21 protein-coding genes and 1 pseudogene are annotated in these 20,282 nt (G+C 38.3%); 9 read left to right on the plus strand and 13 right to left on the minus strand.

Going from position 1 to position 20,282, the window contains the following annotated elements:
* The first annotated feature begins 145 nt into the window (after positions 1-145).
* Complete coding sequence (locus tag DS737_RS10650) at positions 146-1,501, plus strand: tyrosine-type recombinase/integrase (RefSeq protein WP_113997493.1); 1,356 nt, start codon at positions 146-148, stop codon at positions 1,499-1,501.
* A gap of 542 nt (positions 1,502-2,043) precedes the next feature.
* Positions 2,044-2,568 (plus strand): DUF4760 domain-containing protein, encoded by a 525-nt coding sequence (locus DS737_RS10655; protein WP_113997494.1) that lies wholly within the window; start codon positions 2,044-2,046, stop codon positions 2,566-2,568.
* A gap of 45 nt (positions 2,569-2,613) precedes the next feature.
* Here DS737_RS10655 and lysC read toward each other — a convergent pair whose 3' ends face one another.
* The 10 genes and pseudogenes from lysC to DS737_RS10705 form a co-directional block, all read right to left on the minus strand.
* Complete coding sequence (gene lysC / locus DS737_RS16410; protein WP_430383837.1) at positions 2,614-2,820, minus strand: Rz1-like lysis system protein LysC; 207 nt, start codon at positions 2,818-2,820, stop codon at positions 2,614-2,616.
* On the minus strand, positions 2,729-3,127 hold the full coding sequence (locus DS737_RS10665) for a hypothetical protein (protein WP_113997496.1): 399 nt from the start codon (positions 3,125-3,127) through the stop codon (positions 2,729-2,731). Before DS737_RS10665 ends, lysC begins: the two co-directional genes overlap by 92 nt.
* A complete protein-coding gene (locus tag DS737_RS10670; RefSeq protein WP_113997497.1) occupies positions 3,127-3,633 on the minus strand; it encodes a glycoside hydrolase family protein in 507 nt (168 codons plus the stop codon). Before DS737_RS10670 ends, DS737_RS10665 begins: the two co-directional genes overlap by 1 nt.
* Positions 3,623-3,889: a holin gene (locus DS737_RS10675; RefSeq protein ID WP_113997498.1), complete on the minus strand. Its 267-nt coding sequence runs from the start codon at positions 3,887-3,889 to the stop codon at positions 3,623-3,625. Before DS737_RS10675 ends, DS737_RS10670 begins: the two co-directional genes overlap by 11 nt.
* 59 nt (positions 3,890-3,948) lie before the next feature.
* Entirely contained in the window at positions 3,949-4,983 is a 1,035-nt protein-coding gene (locus DS737_RS10680) for an acyltransferase family protein (protein WP_113997499.1), read from the minus strand.
* A gap of 56 nt (positions 4,984-5,039) precedes the next feature.
* A complete protein-coding gene (locus DS737_RS10685; protein WP_162784527.1) occupies positions 5,040-6,458 on the minus strand; it encodes a hypothetical protein in 1,419 nt (472 codons plus the stop codon).
* A complete protein-coding gene (locus tag DS737_RS10690; RefSeq protein ID WP_228206822.1) occupies positions 6,385-6,756 on the minus strand; it encodes a hypothetical protein in 372 nt (123 codons plus the stop codon). Before DS737_RS10690 ends, DS737_RS10685 begins: the two co-directional genes overlap by 74 nt.
* A 14-nt stretch (positions 6,757-6,770) precedes the next feature.
* Positions 6,771-7,576 (minus strand): annotated as a pseudogene (locus DS737_RS10695) (hypothetical protein).
* Between the two features lie 301 nt (positions 7,577-7,877).
* The gene (locus DS737_RS10700; protein WP_113997501.1) at positions 7,878-8,966 is read right to left on the minus strand and encodes a minor capsid protein; all 1,089 of its coding nucleotides are present in this window, start codon (positions 8,964-8,966) and stop codon (positions 7,878-7,880) included.
* Entirely contained in the window at positions 8,932-9,507 is a 576-nt protein-coding gene (locus DS737_RS10705; RefSeq protein WP_228206824.1) for a DUF4055 domain-containing protein, read from the minus strand. Before DS737_RS10705 ends, DS737_RS10700 begins: the two co-directional genes overlap by 35 nt.
* Between DS737_RS10705 and DS737_RS16385 the strand changes: the two genes are divergently transcribed.
* From DS737_RS16385 to DS737_RS10720, 4 genes are read left to right on the plus strand one after another with little or no spacing between them, the layout of a single operon-like run.
* The gene (locus DS737_RS16385; protein WP_407641390.1) at positions 9,471-10,226 is read left to right on the plus strand and encodes a hypothetical protein; all 756 of its coding nucleotides are present in this window, start codon (positions 9,471-9,473) and stop codon (positions 10,224-10,226) included. The genes DS737_RS10705 and DS737_RS16385 overlap by 37 nt on opposite strands.
* Positions 10,223-10,366 carry a hypothetical protein gene (locus DS737_RS16190; RefSeq protein WP_171287586.1) on the plus strand — a complete coding sequence of 48 codons (144 nt, stop codon included), beginning with the start codon at positions 10,223-10,225 and terminating at the stop codon, positions 10,364-10,366. The genes DS737_RS16385 and DS737_RS16190 overlap by 4 nt, the downstream gene beginning before the upstream one ends.
* A 44-nt stretch (positions 10,367-10,410) precedes the next feature.
* Positions 10,411-10,908, plus strand: coding sequence for a hypothetical protein (locus DS737_RS10715; RefSeq protein WP_113997502.1), 498 nt, complete (start codon positions 10,411-10,413; stop codon positions 10,906-10,908).
* The gene (locus tag DS737_RS10720) at positions 10,909-11,157 is read left to right on the plus strand and encodes a helix-turn-helix domain-containing protein (RefSeq protein WP_113997503.1); all 249 of its coding nucleotides are present in this window, start codon (positions 10,909-10,911) and stop codon (positions 11,155-11,157) included.
* Positions 11,158-11,466: 309 nt separating this feature from the next.
* Here DS737_RS10720 and DS737_RS10725 read toward each other — a convergent pair whose 3' ends face one another.
* Together DS737_RS10725 and DS737_RS10730 are read right to left on the minus strand one after the other, a co-directional pair.
* Positions 11,467-12,717 (minus strand): putative solute-binding protein, encoded by a 1,251-nt coding sequence (locus DS737_RS10725; protein ID WP_171287587.1) that lies wholly within the window; start codon positions 12,715-12,717, stop codon positions 11,467-11,469.
* A gap of 180 nt (positions 12,718-12,897) precedes the next feature.
* Entirely contained in the window at positions 12,898-15,606 is a 2,709-nt protein-coding gene (locus DS737_RS10730) for a heavy metal translocating P-type ATPase (protein WP_113997504.1), read from the minus strand.
* Positions 15,607-15,703: 97 nt separating this feature from the next.
* Here DS737_RS10730 and DS737_RS10735 point away from each other — a divergent pair, with 97 nt between their 5' ends.
* Complete coding sequence (locus DS737_RS10735; protein ID WP_113997505.1) at positions 15,704-16,090, plus strand: MerR family transcriptional regulator; 387 nt, start codon at positions 15,704-15,706, stop codon at positions 16,088-16,090.
* Positions 16,091-16,169: 79 nt separating this feature from the next.
* Here the strand turns inward: DS737_RS10735 and DS737_RS10740 are convergent, their stop codons facing one another.
* Positions 16,170-16,370, minus strand: coding sequence for a hypothetical protein (locus DS737_RS10740; RefSeq protein WP_005081942.1), 201 nt, complete (start codon positions 16,368-16,370; stop codon positions 16,170-16,172).
* A gap of 526 nt (positions 16,371-16,896) precedes the next feature.
* On the opposite strand from DS737_RS10740, the gene DS737_RS10745 reads away from it, so the two are divergent.
* A complete protein-coding gene (locus DS737_RS10745) occupies positions 16,897-17,484 on the plus strand; it encodes a 5-formyltetrahydrofolate cyclo-ligase (protein ID WP_005081940.1) in 588 nt (195 codons plus the stop codon).
* Positions 17,485-17,628: 144 nt separating this feature from the next.
* Positions 17,629-20,058 carry an endopeptidase La gene (gene lon / locus DS737_RS10750; protein WP_113997506.1) on the plus strand — a complete coding sequence of 810 codons (2,430 nt, stop codon included), beginning with the start codon at positions 17,629-17,631 and terminating at the stop codon, positions 20,056-20,058.
* The last annotated feature ends 224 nt before the right edge of the window (positions 20,059-20,282 follow it).

The raw sequence follows: 20,282 nt of genomic DNA on the forward strand, positions 1-20,282 counted from the left end.
TTAATATAAAAACAATAACTTATAATTAGATACTTGTTTTCATTCCTTTCTATATCAATTTAATTTCCTCAAAAATAGGCTTATAGTAGGCTTCAAAAATATTGTGTTATATTGCCGCATATCGTTTCGTACTTTCTAAATCGCCATGAGCCAAAGATACAAACTTACAAAAACATTTATCGACAGCATCCCTCTTGAAGAATCTGGAAGCAAATTTTATCGCGACTCAGTAACAATCGGCTTTGGCTTAATTGCGACCAAGTCGAAAACATATTTTGTTGAAACGAGAATGCCTGATGGACGCAATAAACGTAAGTCTATTGGTAAGCACGGCGTGTACACTCTTGAGCAGGCTCGTACTGAAGCGAAGAAAATATTGTTAATGATGCATCAAGGTATTGATCCTGTTGCCCAGAAACGCCAATTAAAAGCAGATTTTAAAACTGAAAAAGAATCTAATGAGTTAATCCCAACACTAGAAAAAGCTTATGAAGTCTATAAAAGTAAAAAAAAGTTAAGTGCTAATACAATAGATGCATATGATCGATGCGCGAATGATTATTTTAAAGACTGGAAAGATATTAAGATTACTGAAATTTCTCAGAAAATGACTTTAAACAAACATATGGATTTATCTGTGCGAAGTTTAGCTCAGGCAAATCTGGCAATGAAGTTTTTATCAGCGGTCTATAACTTCAATGCATCAATACTTTATAACGATAATGATGAAAAAATTATTACTGATAAAAGCCCTGTAGGGGTTATTTACAAAGAGAAGAAATGGAATAAGATCAAACGCCGCAAAGGTTACATTCGATCTGACCAGATACACGACTGGTCTCTTGCAGTGTGCACTACTTGGTGGGCAGGCAATCAAAATGCAAATCATCGAGGATATACAAATCAGGACTTTTTACTACTTTTGATTTTAACTGGTTTTCGCCGAGAGGAAGGTGAAACACTTGAGTGGCCAAATGTTGACTTAAAGTATGGAACTATCAAGATTCAGGATCCAAAGAATCACGAAGATCTTCTATTGCCAATGGGTGACATGCTTTGGTATATCATGAGGGAACGGAAAAAGCTTGCGGGCAAGAATAAATATGTTTTTGCTGGTGACACGATCGATTCGCATATCGTTGATAAGCGAGAAGCTCGTTATACAATAACGGAAACAACTGGCATTCAATTTACATTTCACGACTTGCGTCGCACCTTCGGAACGATCGCAAACAGCCTAGCAATTGGTAGTTACACTATTAAGAAACTCATTAATCACACTACTGAAGATGATGATAATGATGTGACCGATGGATATGTCCAGGTAACTTTGGATGATCTTCGCAAAGCTATGAATATGATTGAAAATGTTGTGCTGTCTGATATTTCCAAAGCTTTAATCAAAAATAGAATTTACTTTGAACAAAATAAATCAATGCGTAATATTCAAGAAAAGTGGGTTGAACATAACAACAATATTATAAGTAAGTATTGTGAATAGCTGGGTGCAGAATGAAATATATTTACTTAAAAAAAGATGGGAAATATCTTCACATAGTCCAAAATGAACATGAAGAATATCAAGATTACAGCGATATAAGTTCAATGTATTCACAGCAGTATGTTTTGAGGCAAGATGACGTTGGATAGCGCAAATGCTGTTAGAGAGTGACCAGAGTCACAATACAGGCAAAATTTATTAAATTATAGAAGTAAAAGTACTATGATATTAATTAATTAGTATAACTATCATAACAAAAAGAAATACTAAATCACTTGTTCAATTATTCTATTTAGCATAATATTTCCTCATGCTAAAGGTTTAAAGAAGTTTAGTAGGATTTTTTACACCAAGCAAATAATTTCAATTATAATATATCTATGTAGCCACAAACCCAAGGAGTTTATTATGAAAGATGCTAAGTTGGTATATGCAACTGTCGAATGCTTCGAGGGTTGTAATATTTAACACATAAAACCGATAGGTTTCAAGAAGCCCTCTCTAGAGGGCTTTTTAATTATCTTTTGTTTGGGGTAACAGTTATGGCTGCTGAATTAGCATCACAAGAAATCATCTTTCTTGGAGTAGCCTTAGGGAATTGGATTCAATCTGCGAGTGTTATAGTGGCAGCTGGCGCACTGATTTTCAATGCTTTGCAAGTAAAAGCATTGAAAACTCAAAACACCCAGAATGAGAAGAAAGCTCGCCAACGCGCCACAATTGATTTAGCCTTGCATGAGAGAATAGATGTAAAGTTTCTAGAGTGCCGCAAGAAATTTGCTGAATTGCGCGATCAAAATAAATTAACATCTATAGCCTGTAGTGATGAAGCTGCTCATAAATCTGACAATGATGCAATAATGGGATTTCTGAATCACTACGAATTCCTAGCTTGTGGAATTTTCGAAGAGGCCATTGATGGTGAGCTTTACAAAAGAATGATGAAGTCATCTGTTATACGCGATTTTGACTCTCTGAAACCATACATTATGGAAATTAGAAATAAGCGTAACAACCAAAATATCTATATTGAGATTGAGAAACTTGTGGATCTTTGGCGCAAATAATACTTAATTGAACGCTACTTCAAACACTGCAAACAAACGCTAATGCTAACGTTTGTTTTGATTGAGTGATTCTGCTAATGCAGCATGACGTGCATCACACTCATTGTATTTAGCAACAGTATCAACTGCCCACAATAGAGCATCTTTACCAGTCCCGCTTTCAATTTGATTCAAAGCCGGACATGGTTGAATTAGATTTGCGGGTACTGTCGGCTTTAATAAGACTGTTGATTTCTGACAGCCCATCAGCATCAAAACAATCACGCTGATAGCTAGGACGCTCAACGATCTTTTGCACTTCACGTGTAACACGTTCGACTTTGACTCGTTGTTCTGATTTGAGTTTTTCATAGTCTGCGCTCACTTCATTAACTTTATTTTGTGCTTCAGCAAGTGCTTTGACTTGCTTGCGCTCGATCTCTTGTATCTGTGCAAAGCATTTCTGATCTGCTTCTTTTAACTTCCCAGCCAAGTGATTTGTGTAAGCAATTTGCACCAGGTATAAAATTGACAAAACGATGATCAGGGACCATCGCTTATTTAATAGAATCCAAGCCATTAGTTCACCGCCAAGCATTTAGAATGCCGATCAAGTTGACGTGCCCAGACCCCATAACAATTATTAGACCGAATACGACAGTCTCGCCCACCAGCATTGCGCCATAACAATAAACGCTCACACGCTTCTCGATTGCGCCCCTGGTTGAGCAGTGTTCGCATTGATGAATTATTCCAGTTTGATTGACCGAAGTTGTAGACAAAATCTAGATACAAGTCGTATTCAGCTTGTGATAAACGTGCATTTTTGATGCTGTTTCGAAATGCAACTTCATCTTTAGATACGTGATGCTTCATAATTTGTCTTGATCGCTCTTTTGTAATCGGCGGATCAGCCATCTTTACGGGCGTGCCATCTTCATACACGGTCGCACCAACAGCAATAGTTGGCTTACCGATACTATCTCGATAGGGTTTTAATCTTTCACCTTCATACCCTATTAAAGACGTAAAAAAAGCAGCCGAAGCTGCTAAACATACTGCATAAAACTTTGTTTTATTCTGCATTACAATCCCCTTTCAATTTTTCGATACGTAATTGATATTCAGCTTTTCGCATTTCATGCTCGACTTTTTCGCGTCGATTACGTGCAATTGCAAAATAAAACTGAATTGCCAAGCCAACAGCTGCAATGATTAAACCGCCCCAAGCGATAACATCAATTTTTGCGATAAAGCCCAAAAATGAACCCACACCAGTAGTCGCTGTTACTTTTTGCGATATTGTTGCTGCACTAACCCCGAGTGCAGAGTTTTCAGACATTTTTGTTTCTCCAGATAATAAAAAAGCCCCGATTGGGGCTTTAGCTAAGTAATTGATGATTAATTTAATTTAGCTTCTATTTTTTTCACCGGTTTTATGGCAAAAGAAAAGAATTTATGCCAGAAATTTGCTTGTTTAACTTCTATCACATACCATAATATCCACGACAAACTCATTACGATGATTAAGAGCAACGCATATACAAGTGTTTGATTCTCATTTGTAGCGAATCGATTAAGAAACATGTATCCAAAATGTGCATGAATTAAATATAGAGGGTATGTCATACCGCCCAAATCTTGTGCACGGGGTAGTGAGATAGTTCTGAACTTATCAATATTTAGAAGAGTGAAAAAACCTAACATGGCGAGATAGATTCCACTGACTATTAAAATATTATTTCCTTTTTGTATGCCCGCTTCATACATTTGAAAATATGCTGCAACAACAGATAAAGCTAATACACTTAATGCAACTGAAGTCTTAATACCTTTATTTTTCAATAACGCAAACATTGCACCAATTACAAAATAAAGAAAATACATATCAAAAATAAAGAATGTTTTCCCAAAATAATTGGCAATTATGATTAAGAGAGGCCATGCGATAAGGAAGCCTAAGACCTTTTTTAAATTACCAAAAAGCAGAGTTAGAAAAACTATCGCGTAGAAAACTATTTCATAAACTAATGTCCAATACACCCCGTCTACACTTGGAACGCCCACAAACTTATGCAACATAGTTAAATTAATTAAAACTTGTTTGATAGTCACAGCTAAATCTGTGCCCTGTGCCCACATAAACGCGAAAAACGATGTAAAGAGAACTGCAAACCAGTATGTCGGGTACAGTCGCTTCAAGCGCGACTTCATAAACGAAGTCGCGCTTTTATTTTTGATTGAAAAAAATATGACATAACCACTAATTATAAAGAAAAATTGAACGCCAAAATGGCCATAACTAGCAGCATCCGCTACCCATGTTTTTTCTATAGAAGTTACTTTACCATTGGTAATTCCATTATAAAAATAATGAAAGAAAACAACTGATAGCGCAGCGAAAAAACGTGCGTAGTCTAATAAAGCTAATCTCATTTGAAGCTCATAGTAAATATTTTGTTCAATTATCTACTATGAGCTGAAAAAAACAACTAAGACAACTTAATTTTCACAATCGCAGCAGGTAAATTTATTGCTGTTGTCGTTGGGTTGAAAGCTGAAATTTTAATCATATTTGTAACTACCTGAGTTTCTGGATCTGTCACAGCTACAACTGAAGAAGTAATAATCAATCCCTGAGTATCAATATTAAAGCTTAATGATACAAAATCACCCACCTCAGCATTGGTAATTGACGTATTCATTGAATAACTTGAGTTTGCAGGAATATTAGGAAAATCAATAGATTTTGAAGTAACCGACATTTCTGCTTTATATGAATTTACTTGCCAATTGCTACCAATTAAGCGAGCGTGTAACATCACTGAAGCACGCGGCTTGTCGATAATATAATCACCCGAGGTGCCATTGATTGTATAACCATCATCTGAACGTAAGATGATTTTATCTGAGCTAGATGAATTATTTCTAATGCCCATACAGCTAAAAAATAAATCTACGTACCCGAATAATTCACGCTTTTTTACATCGTCCTTCAATATTATAATTGGTGAGGTTGCACGGACAACGGCATGCTCCTGATTTCCAATAGTCAGGGTTTTTGTTGTCCCAGTAACCCCCGAAAAAATATTATCTTGCTTTGTCCACTTCTTACCTCCCTCTTCAATAGTAATACCCGTCCTTGAATAAGTTGTATCTTTCGCACCGGATGCAGTTTGGGGAGTTAATTTGTAAACTTTTCCCCAGTTAAGAGCTACACAACTTTTTAAATTAATTTGACTATTTTCTGTACTATGATCAATAATGTCATACCCGTTATTTTCAAAATATGGACTATTGATAGTACTACCGTAAGTAATTCCCGTAGAAGACGATCCAGTTAGCATTGCAATACCGTTATTTTCTGCATTCCACCCTGCAAAATTGAGCGAATAGAAATTATTCATGTGGCATGCAATGGCATTACCTGTACCGCCAAATTTATGAACATTAATAACGTTTGCATCGGAACCATTCACACGCAGCCCACCCCCAATCAAGAAAGCGCAAGTTCCTGATGTTTTATTAATATCTTTAAGAACAGGAAAAACAGAAATTGTATTTGTTGATGAGTTATACGACATCACTCGATAAACTAACGTATCAACAATTACACATGCAGATCGTACAAAATCAGCATCAAAATCAATTTCCTTGCTTAAAGTCAAGTTTGATCGTTGATTCGTATTAGAGCCAGAATCAATTCTAGAGTTGAACTCACAATATTCAAAAGCTCCATAAATAGCAATTCTTGTAGCGCTTTCTGGTATTAACTCTGTGGTTATTTTTTTATTAGCAACATCATGGTTAATAACATTATATCGCTTACCTTCATTCTCAATAAATGCAAGATAGGTGTAATGCTCTGTTTCGATATTTGTTGTGTACGATAGTGTTGTAAGAAGCACCATTGTTATCAAGTGCGAGCTTTTCTTCCCCATTCCAGCGAACTGGAACTCGACGAGCCTTAGTAATGGTCATATCAACCTTACCAATAACTTGATCGCCATCGTTTGGAGGTGTCACACCAGCAACGATATCTGATGCCGTTGCAGCAGGCGCCACAGGTGAAGTTACTGTCTGCCCTTTAGCTGCGCGGTTGTAAGTCAAATCAGATGAAACTGCTGGAATAAAGCCAGTTAATTCACGAGAAACAACATCAAGCGCATTATAAATTGTGACCGTTAGGCCTGTTAAAGTGTTAGCCATGTATTAGCTCTCCATTAATCGATTACTTGCCCACCCTTTCGGATGTAATTTGATTTTTCTGTAGGGTTCATTGCATCGAACTCGCTACGTTTAATTGTGTTTTTGCTGCCTGAATTGCTTCCACCTTGACCTCCTGCACCATTAGGTTTGGGAAAGAAATAAGGTTTTGATTCTCGAATATCTTCAATCCATTCTTTTGGTGTCAGCGGGCTTTTGCCGTCTTTACCAATAATTACGTCGCCATTTGCATCAATCGCAACTGCATTGCCGTTTTCGTCTAATGAGAACTTAGATAATGCGAGTGCTGTAATGTCATCAGTAGCTTCCGATAAACCTTGAGCCGCACTGAATGCTTGAGCAATTTGGCCTTTAACAACTGACTGCTTAAACTTATTTGCATAAGCCTCTGCCTTGTCAGCTCGAGCCTTTTCAGCATCAAACAACTTCTGATGTTCAGCTTTTAATCGCTCGGTACGTTTTCCGAATACTTCGTCAATCTTGCCCTCAGCAAGTAATTTCGTTTCCTCATCTTGCCCAGCTTTTTGAAGCAAACCTTTTACTGCTCCAATATCCAATCCTTCAAACTGACCTTTAAAATTGGTCAACTCATCAGATAAAGTTTTGTTCTTGCCTAGAAGCTCGTTGTTTTGGCTTTAAGACCTGAAACATGTTGCTCAACATATTGGTCTAGCTGTGCTTTGATCGCTGGATCTTCAAAGTTGATCTGTAATGAGCCTTGCCCACCAGAACCACCATCACTCCCATCTGCACCAACTTGATTTTGTAAAGACATTAATTGGCGTTTTAAAAATTCAGACATTTAAAATCTCCTAGAGACACCGCCTTGCGGATTTAATTGTTGGAGCCTTTGGCTTTGCTTCAGGCAATAAAAAAGCACCCGAAGGTGCTAAGGTTGAATTTAGTTATTTCCGTGGAATTGTCCAAGACCAAAGGATTAGGTCATTAATAATTTGCTGTTCAGTGCTGTTTACCATCTGCAAAACCTGCTCTATAGCCATTTTGAAAGATCTTTAAATCTTTTTCTGAAGCTGGATGCTTATGTCCACTTCTTGTAGTCCAGATCTGCCAGCAAAGTATTAATCTATTTTTAAGTGATAATTTCATAATCCCAACCTCTTAAACATTTCTTCATCAAGCTTTTTGAGTTCAGCAAGTGTGAATGGCTGACCAGTTAAAGGATCAACAAACTTATCTAGTGAGTATTTACCCTCTTTGAATAGTTTGTATCTTGTAGGCCCAAGCCAAGATTTTTGGAAAGCCTCAGACTGTTCTGGAAACCACTTTGGAAATTTCACATTTGAATCAATTGTGCTAATTTCACCTGTTTCACCAAACTTCGAGTTAAAGGGTCGCATTCCTATGGTCTTACCATCCCTATCCAGAACCGGAATATAAATAGTTCTACAGTGAGGGTGTCTTGGGAAAACGGGCTTTTTAGGATCATCAGCAGCATAAACATTGCCATCCAGTGCAGCACACCCCTTAGAAGTTTTTGAATCTAAGGTTGCTACAGCTTTAAGCCAATCAACACCAATCACACTATAGGTTTCAAGCATTGCCACATTGGATACATGGCTTCGAGCAGTACGGACCATTGTTGAAATGTGGTTTCTACTCTGATCAAGCAACCCATCCTGATAGCTAAGCGCTTTCTTGCCTTTAATTCGCTGCACGATCTGTTGATTCGTTTGACCTTGAGACAGGCCATCCCGAATAGTTTGCTCTACCCTCACGCGGGTATCATCTGCAATCCTAGAAAAAATAGAATCAAGCAGTACACCACCACTTAAAGGCGTTTTCTTTGCCTTGTTGAATAGCGTCTTGCCATTTGGCTCTATTTTGCGATTAGCGATCGTTTTAGCCTGATATGTGACTTCGTATACAGCTAAAGCTGTAGCACTTACAGTGAAACTCTCAAGTAATCCAGATGCTACACTTGCCTGCCAAGTCTGAACTAATGTTCTAACTTTTTTTAAAGCTGGTGTCGTGTATTGACCAGACATCAAAGCTGATTTTTCTACATCGGATAATTCATCTAATAAGTCTCTCAACTTTGAAAGCATGTCAAATGTGATTGAATCAAACTGAGCTAGGAGGTTATTAATTTCAGTAGATGAAAGTCTGTACAGATAAGCTTGATGAGAAATTAAAGCATCAAGTAGTGCTTGTTGTGGCACCTGAGTGTTCATTTGTCACACCTGCAACATAACCAGTCATAGGACTGTTGTTCATTTCATTTTCAATACGTTCAAGTTCTTTTGAGTATTCAATATCAGGTACTTTTCCAGTACGAATATAATCCCAATAAGTCTCCATCGAGATTTTATTACCTAGAGCCGCTTCATAAAGCTGCTTAGCAAGATTCACATCAAATCCAAGTGAGCCAAAATCAGGTTTAACACTGAATCGGTAATCCTTTTCGTTCAAACCTAACCATAACGCACCATATTTTATGACTTGCTCAATCGCCTCAGCTGCAGTGATAACCATACCGTACAAAGTAGAATATTGGTCATCTTGGCGAGCTTTTCGGGCTTCACCTGACTCAGCTCCGCCTATGTCCATTACACGAGCACCAGCTTCTAATGCTGCATTCTTTTGGTCACGCATTGCAGTGCGCTTAGCTTCAATACCCACGCCTTGAATCTCAAGGTATCCACATTGCCCACCCTGTGGTAATTGCCAAGCCGCCATTGGACCAGTTACACGTAAAGTTTTGCCTTCATCCACTCCCGAATGCTATTAAGTTAGCACCTGTCAAAACTGTTCAAGATATTGAAGCTGAGATTAAAACCAGTAAAAAGCGCACATCTAAAAAACAAAATGATGTTAATGAAGTGAAACAGCACGATGCTATTCAAGCTGCTAATGATGACACTTCTATTGATGACATTATTGGTCCAGTTACTGCACAAGGCCCTGCCTCAAATGATGTTGAAAAAAGGACATTGAATAAAATATCTGTGTTGCCAGATAAACAGAATAATTCAAATTCCTTTGATGATATTGCAGCTGCTGTAGTTAGTAAGGCAAAAGAAATTGATGCTGAAACTGTGCAGAAAAACAATGAGCGCAATCTAATTGAAGAGGATGAAGATAAATACCAAGAAAAACTGGCCACACTTAAAAAGCGAGTTGATGAATCTTTAACACCAACAGAGGTTAATGCTGTTGTTAAATACACGAATTCTTGGTCAGCTGAACAACGAGCACCACTGTTGCAATATATGCACAAGCGACTTGAAGTTCTTCAACAAAGTAAGGCTGCTGAACAACCATCATTGATGGTCAGAATTCAGAATGCACCCGACTTAACCGCCCTGAATGCTCTTGAAATAGATGTATCAAGTTTAGATCCAGTTATTCAACCTGAAATGATGCGTTATGTAAGAACTCGCCGCCTTCAGCTTGAACAAACAGCCTCTCTTATTGAAGAGGATCTGCCATGAAATTCTCATATTCAACCATTACCCGAACACTAACTGTGTTCGGGAGCAAAATGACGCATATTTTCGACAATGTGAATGAATCTGAAGTAACCACATTTGTAGCAGATGCAAAGTTAAAAGAAGCAGTTTGGAGAAAGTGATGGATATTGAAAAAGAAAGAGAGGCTTTTGAATAAGCTTGGTTATTGCAACATGAACTTAAGTACTTCGAATTTGATCCCAAAGATAGACAGTATTTCTTAAAAGACTCAGTAACAGGAACGCCAGATGCTGAAGAGGCATATCACACGATTAATTCAGGTTGGTCTATGTGGTTAAAGGCTAAAGCCCATGAAGCCAAAAAGCTTGAAGGCTGCGTGGTGGTGCCATTAGAAAATGCACGCTATTTCAGCAATGATGGCGAAAACTATGAAATCCATGAAACTCTTGAGCAAGCAAAACATGAAGCCGAATGTGCTATCGAGCATTATTCAGAACGTCTTGCCGATCAGCAGATGGATCCCACAAGTGATGGGAATTTTCACCAAATAGGCTACGGCGTTATTTTGGCTGAATCTACTTACAGTATCGACCATGTTGTTACCCAAGAAGATATCAACAATGGTGATTATAGCTATGAGGTAGGAACGCAAATAATGACGCTTTCGCTGGTCGAAGCAAAAGCGGATACGGAGGAAAACTGAATGAAAATTATTGATAAACAAGCAGAGATTGATAAATTCAATGCCGCTGATGACGATGAAGAATTTTCACCAGAATCACTAGAAGCAATTTTAGGCGTTTCAAAATCGTGGTTACAGAAAATGCGTTGTGTAGGTGGTGGTATCCCATTTGCTAAAGTGCATTACAGAAAAATAGTTTATAAAAAATCTGATGTGCGTGCTTATATTGAGCGGAAGCGCGTACAATCAACATCACAAATGGCGGTTTAACCGCCTTTTTATTACAAAAATTTAGTAGGCAAACAATAGGCAAAAAACCTCTAAAAATAGGCAAATTTAGAAAAATAGGCAGATAATAGGCAGATAAAGTATATTATCGTATTCTACTAGGCGCTTTAATATTGTTTCGGATATTATCAATAAAATACAAAAACTTAAATTATATTTTCGTGTGCTTAAATATGCTTTAATATCGTTTCATATTGCATAAAATGATACTCTCCCCGAGAACTCATCGGGTTCAGGGTAATGACCATGCAGCGGCATCTCTGGAGCATTTTATTTTTGCATCATTTCAAATCACTCATCATTCAAAGAACATTCAAAATGAGTCGGTTGCTGTGAACAACGAACTTGTTTAAGTAGTCTCATCATTTCTTTATTGTAATACCCCTCTTTGGTCATTTGGATACGCGCTTCACGCATTAATCGCATATAACCAGGCTTATCGCTTTCGTGGATATCCATCCAGTATTTTTCAGGAATATCTTTTTCAATTTTGTCTACAAAATCAAAGGCAGGTTGTAATTGTTTAGAGATAATCTCGCGTGCAATCGGTCCCATTCCCGCAGGAAACTTATTTCGATGCATGATTAAGGTTCCTGTTACCTGAACCACAGGAAAACGAATGATTCCTCCAGCCACTTTACCTGATTTATCGGTCATGCCCTTATACAATTCCAAAGGATCAAATAAAATTGCTGGACCAGCAATAATCTCAACTTCTTTGTTATTAAATTTAGGGCCAACTGTCGCCAAATCTACTGATACAGGCTGCGCACCGACATTTTGTGCTAATTTTTTCTGTGTAGGATCAAAGGAAAACACCGCAACTTTTCGCCCAGCAGCCTTTGCCAACGTATTGATATTTCGGTCACTGACCATAATATAAGCTGCACCAAGCGGTACAATTCCGACCACCTCATAATCTTTATTTACCATTTTTTCATCAAATTTTGGATCTGCTAACAACTGAATTACTGAAGTTAATTGCTTATAGTTTTGCAGTGCTCCAATCGCATCAATACTTCCAACAAAAGAGTTGAACTGGCGCGCCCTTAAATTACTAATCCCTGCTCCATCACAACGCTTGCTACGAAAATCCTCAGTTAATACGCCTTCGTTGGTATACACTTTGAGCGTCACCATCGTCGAAGCAGTTTGCTTTAATTTAGGATAATCAATATCAATTTTAAGTTGTAAATTAGAAGGTCGAGTGATGTTCATATTGACCCCATACTGTTTTGCAATGCGCACAATACGTGGTAATTCACTCATATAACTGGTGGCTTGTTGGAATGCCTCACCATGCTCACCATTGGGTGAGTAAACACATAGGGTCACTTGTTTTGGAATTTGCTGCCAAATTTTTGGATCATTTAACAACGTTTTAATTTTATTTTGAGAGTGTTGGGATAGTGTGAGATCCAACTTCTCGGCTGGTGCTGCCTGAACAATCGTAGTCAATAATAGCGGCGTTAGCAAAGAAGCTGTAAGGGATATAGATTTGAATAAATGTCCCAATTTAAATTGTTTTTGTTGTTTAAACATTATTATCACTCCTGTGAATTATTCTTACACTAAGTAAATCCCTCGCAAATAAAATTGACCAGAGTTGCTTTGATCCCGTCAAAATAGTCAAAACAACGTATAAAAAAAGCTGTCGATCACCATCACGACAGCTTTTCCTATCTCTAAAAAATTAGAGTTTATTTACATTTTAGCTTTGTATTATGAGCGATTTAATCTCAAAGCATTCACAACAACCGATAAGGAACTTAACGACATTGCGACAGCAGCAAACATCGGTGTGAGCAATAAGCCTGTTAATGGGTAGAATAATCCTGCTGCAACAGGTACTCCCAACCCATTATATACAAATGAGAAAGCAAGGTTTTGCTTCATATTTTTCACGCCTAGTTTTGCCATATGAACCGCATGTCCAACGCCTTGAATATCCCCTTTTACCAATGTCACTTGAGCGGTTTGCTTGGCAATATCGGTTCCTGTTCCCATCGCAATACCCACGTTAGCTTGTGCAAGTGCTGGTGCATCATTGATACCATCACCTGCCATCACGACAACTTTCCCTTGGGCTTGCACCTGTTTCACAATCTCAAGTTTTTGCTTTGGATCACAATTTCCATAGACCTGATTAATCCCAAGTTGTTCTGCTACCATCTGCGCATTTTTCTCATGATCGCCTGTTGCCATAATGACATCAATACCATCTGCATGGAGTTGGTCAATCACCGCTTTCGCATTTTGTTTAATTGCATCATGGATCGATACATAAGCAATCACTTCTTGTTCAGACATCAGAAAACTAATCACATCACCTTGTGATCTCATCTGATCAAGTTGCTTAGTTAGACTCTCACTAAAAGTTAAACCCAGTTGATCCACAAGTTTTTGGCTACCAATGTACAAGGTCTTACCATTGATCTGCCCTTTTACTCCAAAACCCGTAACATCCTCAAAATCAATAACATTTAATAATTGCGTAGGTTCAACCAATTTGGTTAAGGTCTGCGCAATCGGATGTGTTGAATATTGTTCAATGGACGCGATCCACAATTCAATTTGTGCTTGAGTATATGTCTTAGACAATGGCTGAATTTTCTTTAAGCTTGGCTTTCCTTCAGTTAATGTCCCAGTTTTATCAATAATTAGGGTATTTACCTTACTCAAAGCCTCAATCGCTTCAGCATCTTTAAACAAAACACCTTTCTGTGCGGCTCGACCTGTTGTTGCCATCACAGACATCGGTGTCGCCAAACCTAAAGCACAAGGACATGCGATAATTAAAACTGCTACCGCACACATTAACGCTAAATCAAATTGCGCTTTACCAAACACCATCCATACGATAAATGTCAAAACACTGATTGCGAGAACCACCATCACAAAATATTTTGCGACTACATCAGCAATCCGTTGTAATGGTGCTTTGGAACGCTGCGCATCAGCGACAGTTTGGATCATTTTTGCCAGAGTTGTATTGGTACCTACAGCCGTCGTTTGGATACGAATTGAACCTTGTTGATTGATGGTTCCACCGATCACTTGATCATCCTTTTCCTTTTTCACAGGTACGGGCTCACCTGTCATCATGGATTCATCAACGTAGGTTTTCCCCTCAATCACCACACCATCCAGAGGAATTTGCTCACCCGAAGCTATTTGTAATACATCGCCTTGTTTGATCATGGCAATATCAACATCAACCACCTGATCAACTTGAACTAATTTCGCTTTACTCGGTTGTAAACGTAATAAAGCTTTTAGTGAATTCGCTGTTTGCGAACGCGCTTTCAGTTCTAAAACTTGTCCCAATAAACTCAGTGAAACAATCATACAGGCGGCTTCATAATATACGGCAACACCATGCCCTGTTTTTGCTTCCACTGGAATCAGTGATGGGAAAATCGTTGCCACGACACTGTAAATAAATGCAGCAAGTACACCAACACCGATCAAACTCCACATATTCAGATGTCTTGTTTTATATGACGCCCAACAGCGTTGTAAAATCGGATAACCTGCCCAGAGTACGACAGGTAAGCTTAAAATTAATTCAATCCATGGTTGAATATGGGGAGAAATAAAAGCATGAATATGCGATCCCATTGCCAAAACAACAACCAATAAACTAAGTGGCAAGGTCGTCCAAAAACGCCTGCTAAAATCAACTAACTCAGGATTTGGACCTTCATCCAAAGTCGGTTGCATTGGTTCTAATGCCATACCACAAATCGGACAGGTTCCCGGTCCTTTTTGTACAATTTCGGGATCCATCGGACAGGTATAATCCATATCCATAGCCCCTTCAGGCACAGGACGCTGATCGACAGGGATCAAATAAAATTCTGGATCATTTTTAAATTTTTCTAAGCAAGAAGGATTACAGAAGTAATATGTTTTGCCGTGGTGATCTGTTTTTAAATCGGTTGTTGTCTTCACTGACATACCGCAAACAGGATCAATCTCTGTTTCTCCATCAGTAACTTGATGTGCGTGTCCACCACCGCAACACGCAGATTTTTTCACTTCTGCTTTAGTTGGTTGTGATTGAGTTTTATGATCACAACATGTACTTGCCTTAGATGCATCAGGTTTTGGAGCACAACAAGAAGAAGTTTTTGTAACTGTGAGTTCTTCTTTCTGAGTATCGCAGCAACTTGACTGCTTTTGCTGCTTTTCTTCAGAGCAGCAAGATGATGCATTTTGCTCAGCCTTATCCACATTTAAGTAGTTTTCTGGGTGCACGCTAAATTTCTGTTGGCAACCAGCCGAACAAAATAAATATCGAATATCTTGATAGTCAAAATAATGCTCAGATGTTTCGACAACCTGCATCCCACATACGGCATCAATATATTCATAAATAATTTTTGAGTTGTTACCTGAACAACATGATGGAGATTGTTGATGCGCCATTGCTACACCTATCTTTTATTTTCTGATAGGTTTAGGATAAAGTCTGTACCTAGGTACAGAGTCAAGCAATTTTTATCACTTTCCTGAGGAACAGTGAATGAACCTCACTATCGGTAAACTGGCAAAAGCATGCCAAATAAATGTTGAAACGATCCGATACTATCAACGGATTGGCTTAATGCGTATACCTGAAAGTACGCAAAGCTATCGCTACTATCATCAACAAGATATAGAAACCTTGAGTTTTATTCAAAAAGCTAAAGATGCTGGCTTACAACTCAACGAAATTAAAGAGTTACTTACCTTAAATTTAGAGGACCGCATAAAAGTACGCCACGTTATAGAACAACGTTTGAATAAGATCGATGAGCGCATTCAAGAGTTACAAGGATTGAAACAACGCCTATCAACATGGTTAGATGAATGTAAAACCACGGAGAATGAATGTTGTCCTATCTTAATAGAATTGAAAAAATCTATTTGATGTCTTAAATAGGATAAGCACCCAAACACCACAAGGATATGATGCTTATCTTATAATTTGAACCGGTAGGCTTAACTTTTTACACAAAAGACCAAATCACATTTTCATCTTGCTGTTTTAATACAAAGCTAATCTGTTGATCATCTTCCACAACAATATGTTGATTTGAGATCATTTTGACTTTTAGTAATGTGTCATTTTCATATACTAAATCATTTTTGCCCTCTTTCGTTAAGATAAGCGTTTGATCTAGGACAATAAGATTTCTTGATTCCAACATAGCTTTCCCCTTCAAAACAGTTCTGCAAATTTTGTGTATGTCTTTCAAGTCAATCACAACTAGATAACATTCATAAAATTGACATCTAAAGATGTTAAATCTGCTGGGCATTTTAGATCATTTCTCGATCAATTATACATTTTTTGTAGGACAGTTCTCATTAATTTTATTTTATGCATTAATTTACACAATTTAATCGAGTTCCATGAAATTATCAGCATTTAGCAATATCGGAAAATTGCCGTCCAACTTTTTAGGCTACAAAGATTAACCATTCCTAATATGAATCCAGTATGTAATTATGAAGTTTTAAAGCGGACTAGTTGTAATTTTCAATCAATGTATTTATAAGGACGACTAATATCTCAGCCGTTGCTTGCGTTGTAGTTAGAACCACTCAAAAAAGATAGAAAACAAATAATGGTAGCCTCCAGTGCATTTCAATACCCAAAGAGGAAAATATTGATAAACAATTGAGATTCCAAATCAGTTATGATTTATCCATCAAAACGACTTTCTATACAGCATGAGTCATCAACTAAATACACTAAGAAAACAGCTTCGCTTAAAAAGAAGACAACTCTCTCAGTTTCAACAAAAACAAGCCGAGCAACAGATTTTAAACCAGCTTCGGCAATTCAGTACATTTCAATCCGCAGCAAAAATTGGTTTGTACTTACATGCATTTGGTGAAATTCACACACATAAAATCTTAGAATTCTGTTTCAGGAACAAAAAACAAGTTTATCTCCCGATGATTTGTAATATGAATCAAAAATTAGTTTGGGTAAAAATCAGCGCCAACCAATATAAAAACAAACGTTTTTCCCATCATCCTCTTGGGATGAAAGAACCCATGGCTGGACGAGGTCAATCGGTTTCAAATTTAGATTTACTCATCATGCCATTACTTGCTTGTGATCATCTCGGTACAAGAATCGGCATGGGAGGTGGCTATTATGATCGAACTTTAGCTACAGCCCCACGGCGACCTTTTCGTCTAGGTTTAGCACATACATTCCAATATTTAGACTTTCCTTTAGTCCGTCAAAAATGGGATCAACCACTGGATGCTTTATTTACCCCAACACAAAAATATTTTTTCAAACGCTAAATACATCTTCTTTATAAAATTTCGCCCAAATCCCAACCAATTTAGTCTTTTTTTTATATTTTCTAACTAAAAACCCTTGTAATTTTTGAAATGCACATCACTATAAAAACATGGCAACACCGTTGTCACTCATTAGGAGTGCCCATGTCTGAATATATTATGAATAATGAAACTAACTTAGAGCCGCAGGTTCCAAGTGTATTACCACTATTGGCGTTACGTGATGTTGTGGTCTATCCACACATGCAAATTGCGCTCTTCGTGGGTCGTGAAAAATCGATCAATGCAGTGGATGTGGCTCGTAACAGTGACAATTTAGTATTTGTAGTTGCGCAAAAAGATTCGCTTACAGAAGAAATTGATCACGATAATCTCTATCAATATGGAACCGTGGCTAAGATCGTACAAGTTGTGAATCATGAGAATGATGAAAACTGTATTAAAGTGCTGATTGAAGGCTTACATCGTTCTAAATTAGAACGGATTATTGACGGGGAAGAATATTTAACTGCTGAGCATCACCTCAGTCCAATGACGGTAGCATTGGATCAAGAAGCTCAAGAAACTCGCTTAAATGAATTACGTACTCTATTTGCTCAATATGCTGAAGCAAAATTACGTAATGCGCGTGAATTGGTTGCTGCAGCAAATAAAATCGAAGACTTATTACAACTCATGTTCTTCGTTGCAACTCGTGTGCCTTTAAATATTGAAGTGAAACAAAAATTTTTAGAGCACGATGAGTTTGAAGCGCATTTGCAAGAGTTAATGAGCTATTTGATGAATCAATCTGCTGAACAGCAAATTGAGCAAACGCTGCATGACAGCGTAAAACGTCAAATGGAAAAGAATCAGCGTGAATACTTTCTCAACGAGAAGATGAAAGTCATTCAGCGTGAACTCTCGGATATGAATGGCGGCGCTGAAGATGACGTTGCTGAAATTGAGAAACGTCTCGCTGAAGCAGATTTACCTGAGCATGTCCGCAAAAAAGCGGAAGCTGAGTTTCGCAAACTGAAAGCGATGCAACCAGCTTCAAGCGAAGCGGCTGTAGTACGTAATTATCTCGAAGTGATTTTAGATACACCGTGGAATAAGGCGAGCAAAGTCAGTATTAATCTGGCAAAAGCACAAGAAATTCTCGATGCTGATCATTACGGTTTAGATGACGTCAAAGATCGTATCGTTGAGTATCTTGCCGTTCAGTCTCGCGTGAAAAAACTCAAAGGTCCGATTCTATGTCTAGTGGGTCCTCCAGGTGTAGGTAAAACCTCGCTGGGTGAGTCCGTGGCTAAGGCGACAGGTCGTGAGTTTGTGCGCATGGCACTCGGTGGTGTTCGTGACGAAGCAGAAATTCGTGGTCACCGTCGTACTTACATCGGTGCGATGCCAGGTAAAATTGTACAGTCTTTAACGAAAGTTGGTGTGAAGAACCCATTGTTCTTACTCGATGAAATCGACAAGATGGCACAAGATTATCGTGGTGATCCAGCTTCTGCATTGCTTGAAGTTCTTGATCCATCACAAAACAGTAAATTTAACGACCACTACTTAGATCTTGATCTTGACCTTTCAGAAGTGATGTTCATCTGTACAGCGAATAGCATGAACATTCCTGAAGCTTTACTAGATCGTATGGAAGTGATCCGTCTACCGGGTTATACCGAAGATGAGAAAGTAAACATTGCTGAGCGCTACCTTGTGCCTAAGGCAATCAAGAACAATGGTTTACGTACAAAAGAGTTAACAATTCATGAAGAAGCAATTCGTGATATTGTACAACGCTATACTCGTGAAGCTGGTGTGCGTAACTTAGAACGTGAAGTATCAAAAATTGCACGTAAAGTGGTTAAAGAAGCGGTCAGCAAAAAATCTAAGAACTTACAGCTTGACGTAACATCGGCCAATCTTCCTGAATACTTAGGTCCACATAAGTTTGACTTTGGTATGGCAGAAGAAGAAGCCCAAGTCGGTCGCGTGAATGGCTTGGCTTGGACTTCGGTTGGTGGTGAGTTATTGACGATTGAAGTTGCGGCAGTAAAAGGTAAAGGTAAATTCATTACGACGGGTTCACTCGGTGATGTAATGAAAGAATCTATTACAACTGCGATGACTTTAGTACGTACTCGGGCAGATGAATTAGGTATCGAATCTTCTCGTTTTGAAGAAACCGATGTGCATGTTCACTTACCTGAAGGCGCAACACCGAAAGATGGTCCATCTGCTGGTTTAGCTCTGACCACTGCCCTTGTATCAGCATTTACAGGTATTGCAATTCGTCCTGACATTGCCATGACAGGTGAAACCAGTCTAGGTGGCCGTGCAATGCGAATTGGTGGTTTAAAAGAAAAACTTCTTGCCGCGCATCGTGGTGGCATTAAGTTAGTATTTATTCCACAAGATAATGTTCGTGACTTGGACGAGATTCCAGACAATGTCAAAGAAGGCTTAGAAATCAAAGCGGTGAAAAGCATCGATGAAATCTTACCTCTTGCATTGACGGACACACCAAAGCCTTTGCCGAAAACACCGATTGTAAAACCAGTGGAAGATGCAAAAGCCGCACGTCACTAATCATTTATCGACTAAAAAGAGAGCTTCGGCTCTCTTTTTTTGTTACATAATTTGGTTGAAAAATAACCTGCTTATTGCATAATAAAATAGAGTCCATAAAAACAAAGGCTAAGCTTGGCTCGTGTGCAACTCATTTTTTAGTATCATCTGAACTCCAGACGGATGATACTTTGATCGCAGCTCATACGCGTTTTGAGCTGCGTTTTTTATGAACAAGATAACCC

The sequence above is a fragment of the Acinetobacter haemolyticus genome (assembly GCF_003323815.1).
Lineage (GTDB): Bacteria > Pseudomonadota > Gammaproteobacteria > Pseudomonadales > Moraxellaceae > Acinetobacter > Acinetobacter haemolyticus.

Coding starts and splice junctions, on each gene's coding strand:
- DS737_RS10685 (WP_162784527.1), bottom strand. CDS start 6,458: ATGGTGCTTCTTACAACACTATCGTACACAACAAATATCGAAACAGAG.
- DS737_RS10675 (WP_113997498.1), bottom strand. CDS start 3,889: ATGTCTGAAAACTCTGCACTCGGGGTTAGTGCAGCAACAATATCGCAA.
- DS737_RS10690 (WP_228206822.1), bottom strand. CDS start 6,756: ATGGCTAACACTTTAACAGGCCTAACGGTCACAATTTATAATGCGCTT.
- lysC (WP_430383837.1), bottom strand. CDS start 2,820: ATGCTGATGGGCTGTCAGAAATCAACAGTCTTATTAAAGCCGACAGTA.
- DS737_RS10720 (WP_113997503.1), top strand. CDS start 10,909: ATGAAAATTATTGATAAACAAGCAGAGATTGATAAATTCAATGCCGCT.
- DS737_RS10680 (WP_113997499.1), bottom strand. CDS start 4,983: ATGAGATTAGCTTTATTAGACTACGCACGTTTTTTCGCTGCGCTATCA.
- DS737_RS10650 (WP_113997493.1), top strand. CDS start 146: ATGAGCCAAAGATACAAACTTACAAAAACATTTATCGACAGCATCCCT.
- DS737_RS10735 (WP_113997505.1), top strand. CDS start 15,704: ATGAACCTCACTATCGGTAAACTGGCAAAAGCATGCCAAATAAATGTT.
- DS737_RS10655 (WP_113997494.1), top strand. CDS start 2,044: ATGGCTGCTGAATTAGCATCACAAGAAATCATCTTTCTTGGAGTAGCC.
- DS737_RS10740 (WP_005081942.1), bottom strand. CDS start 16,370: ATGTTGGAATCAAGAAATCTTATTGTCCTAGATCAAACGCTTATCTTA.
- DS737_RS10665 (WP_113997496.1), bottom strand. CDS start 3,127: ATGGCTTGGATTCTATTAAATAAGCGATGGTCCCTGATCATCGTTTTG.
- DS737_RS10725 (WP_171287587.1), bottom strand. CDS start 12,717: ATGTTTAAACAACAAAAACAATTTAAATTGGGACATTTATTCAAATCT.
- DS737_RS16190 (WP_171287586.1), top strand. CDS start 10,223: ATGAAATTCTCATATTCAACCATTACCCGAACACTAACTGTGTTCGGG.
- DS737_RS10670 (WP_113997497.1), bottom strand. CDS start 3,633: ATGCAGAATAAAACAAAGTTTTATGCAGTATGTTTAGCAGCTTCGGCT.
- DS737_RS10745 (WP_005081940.1), top strand. CDS start 16,897: ATGAGTCATCAACTAAATACACTAAGAAAACAGCTTCGCTTAAAAAGA.
- DS737_RS10700 (WP_113997501.1), bottom strand. CDS start 8,966: ATGAACACTCAGGTGCCACAACAAGCACTACTTGATGCTTTAATTTCT.
- DS737_RS10730 (WP_113997504.1), bottom strand. CDS start 15,606: ATGGCGCATCAACAATCTCCATCATGTTGTTCAGGTAACAACTCAAAA.
- lon (WP_113997506.1), top strand. CDS start 17,629: ATGTCTGAATATATTATGAATAATGAAACTAACTTAGAGCCGCAGGTT.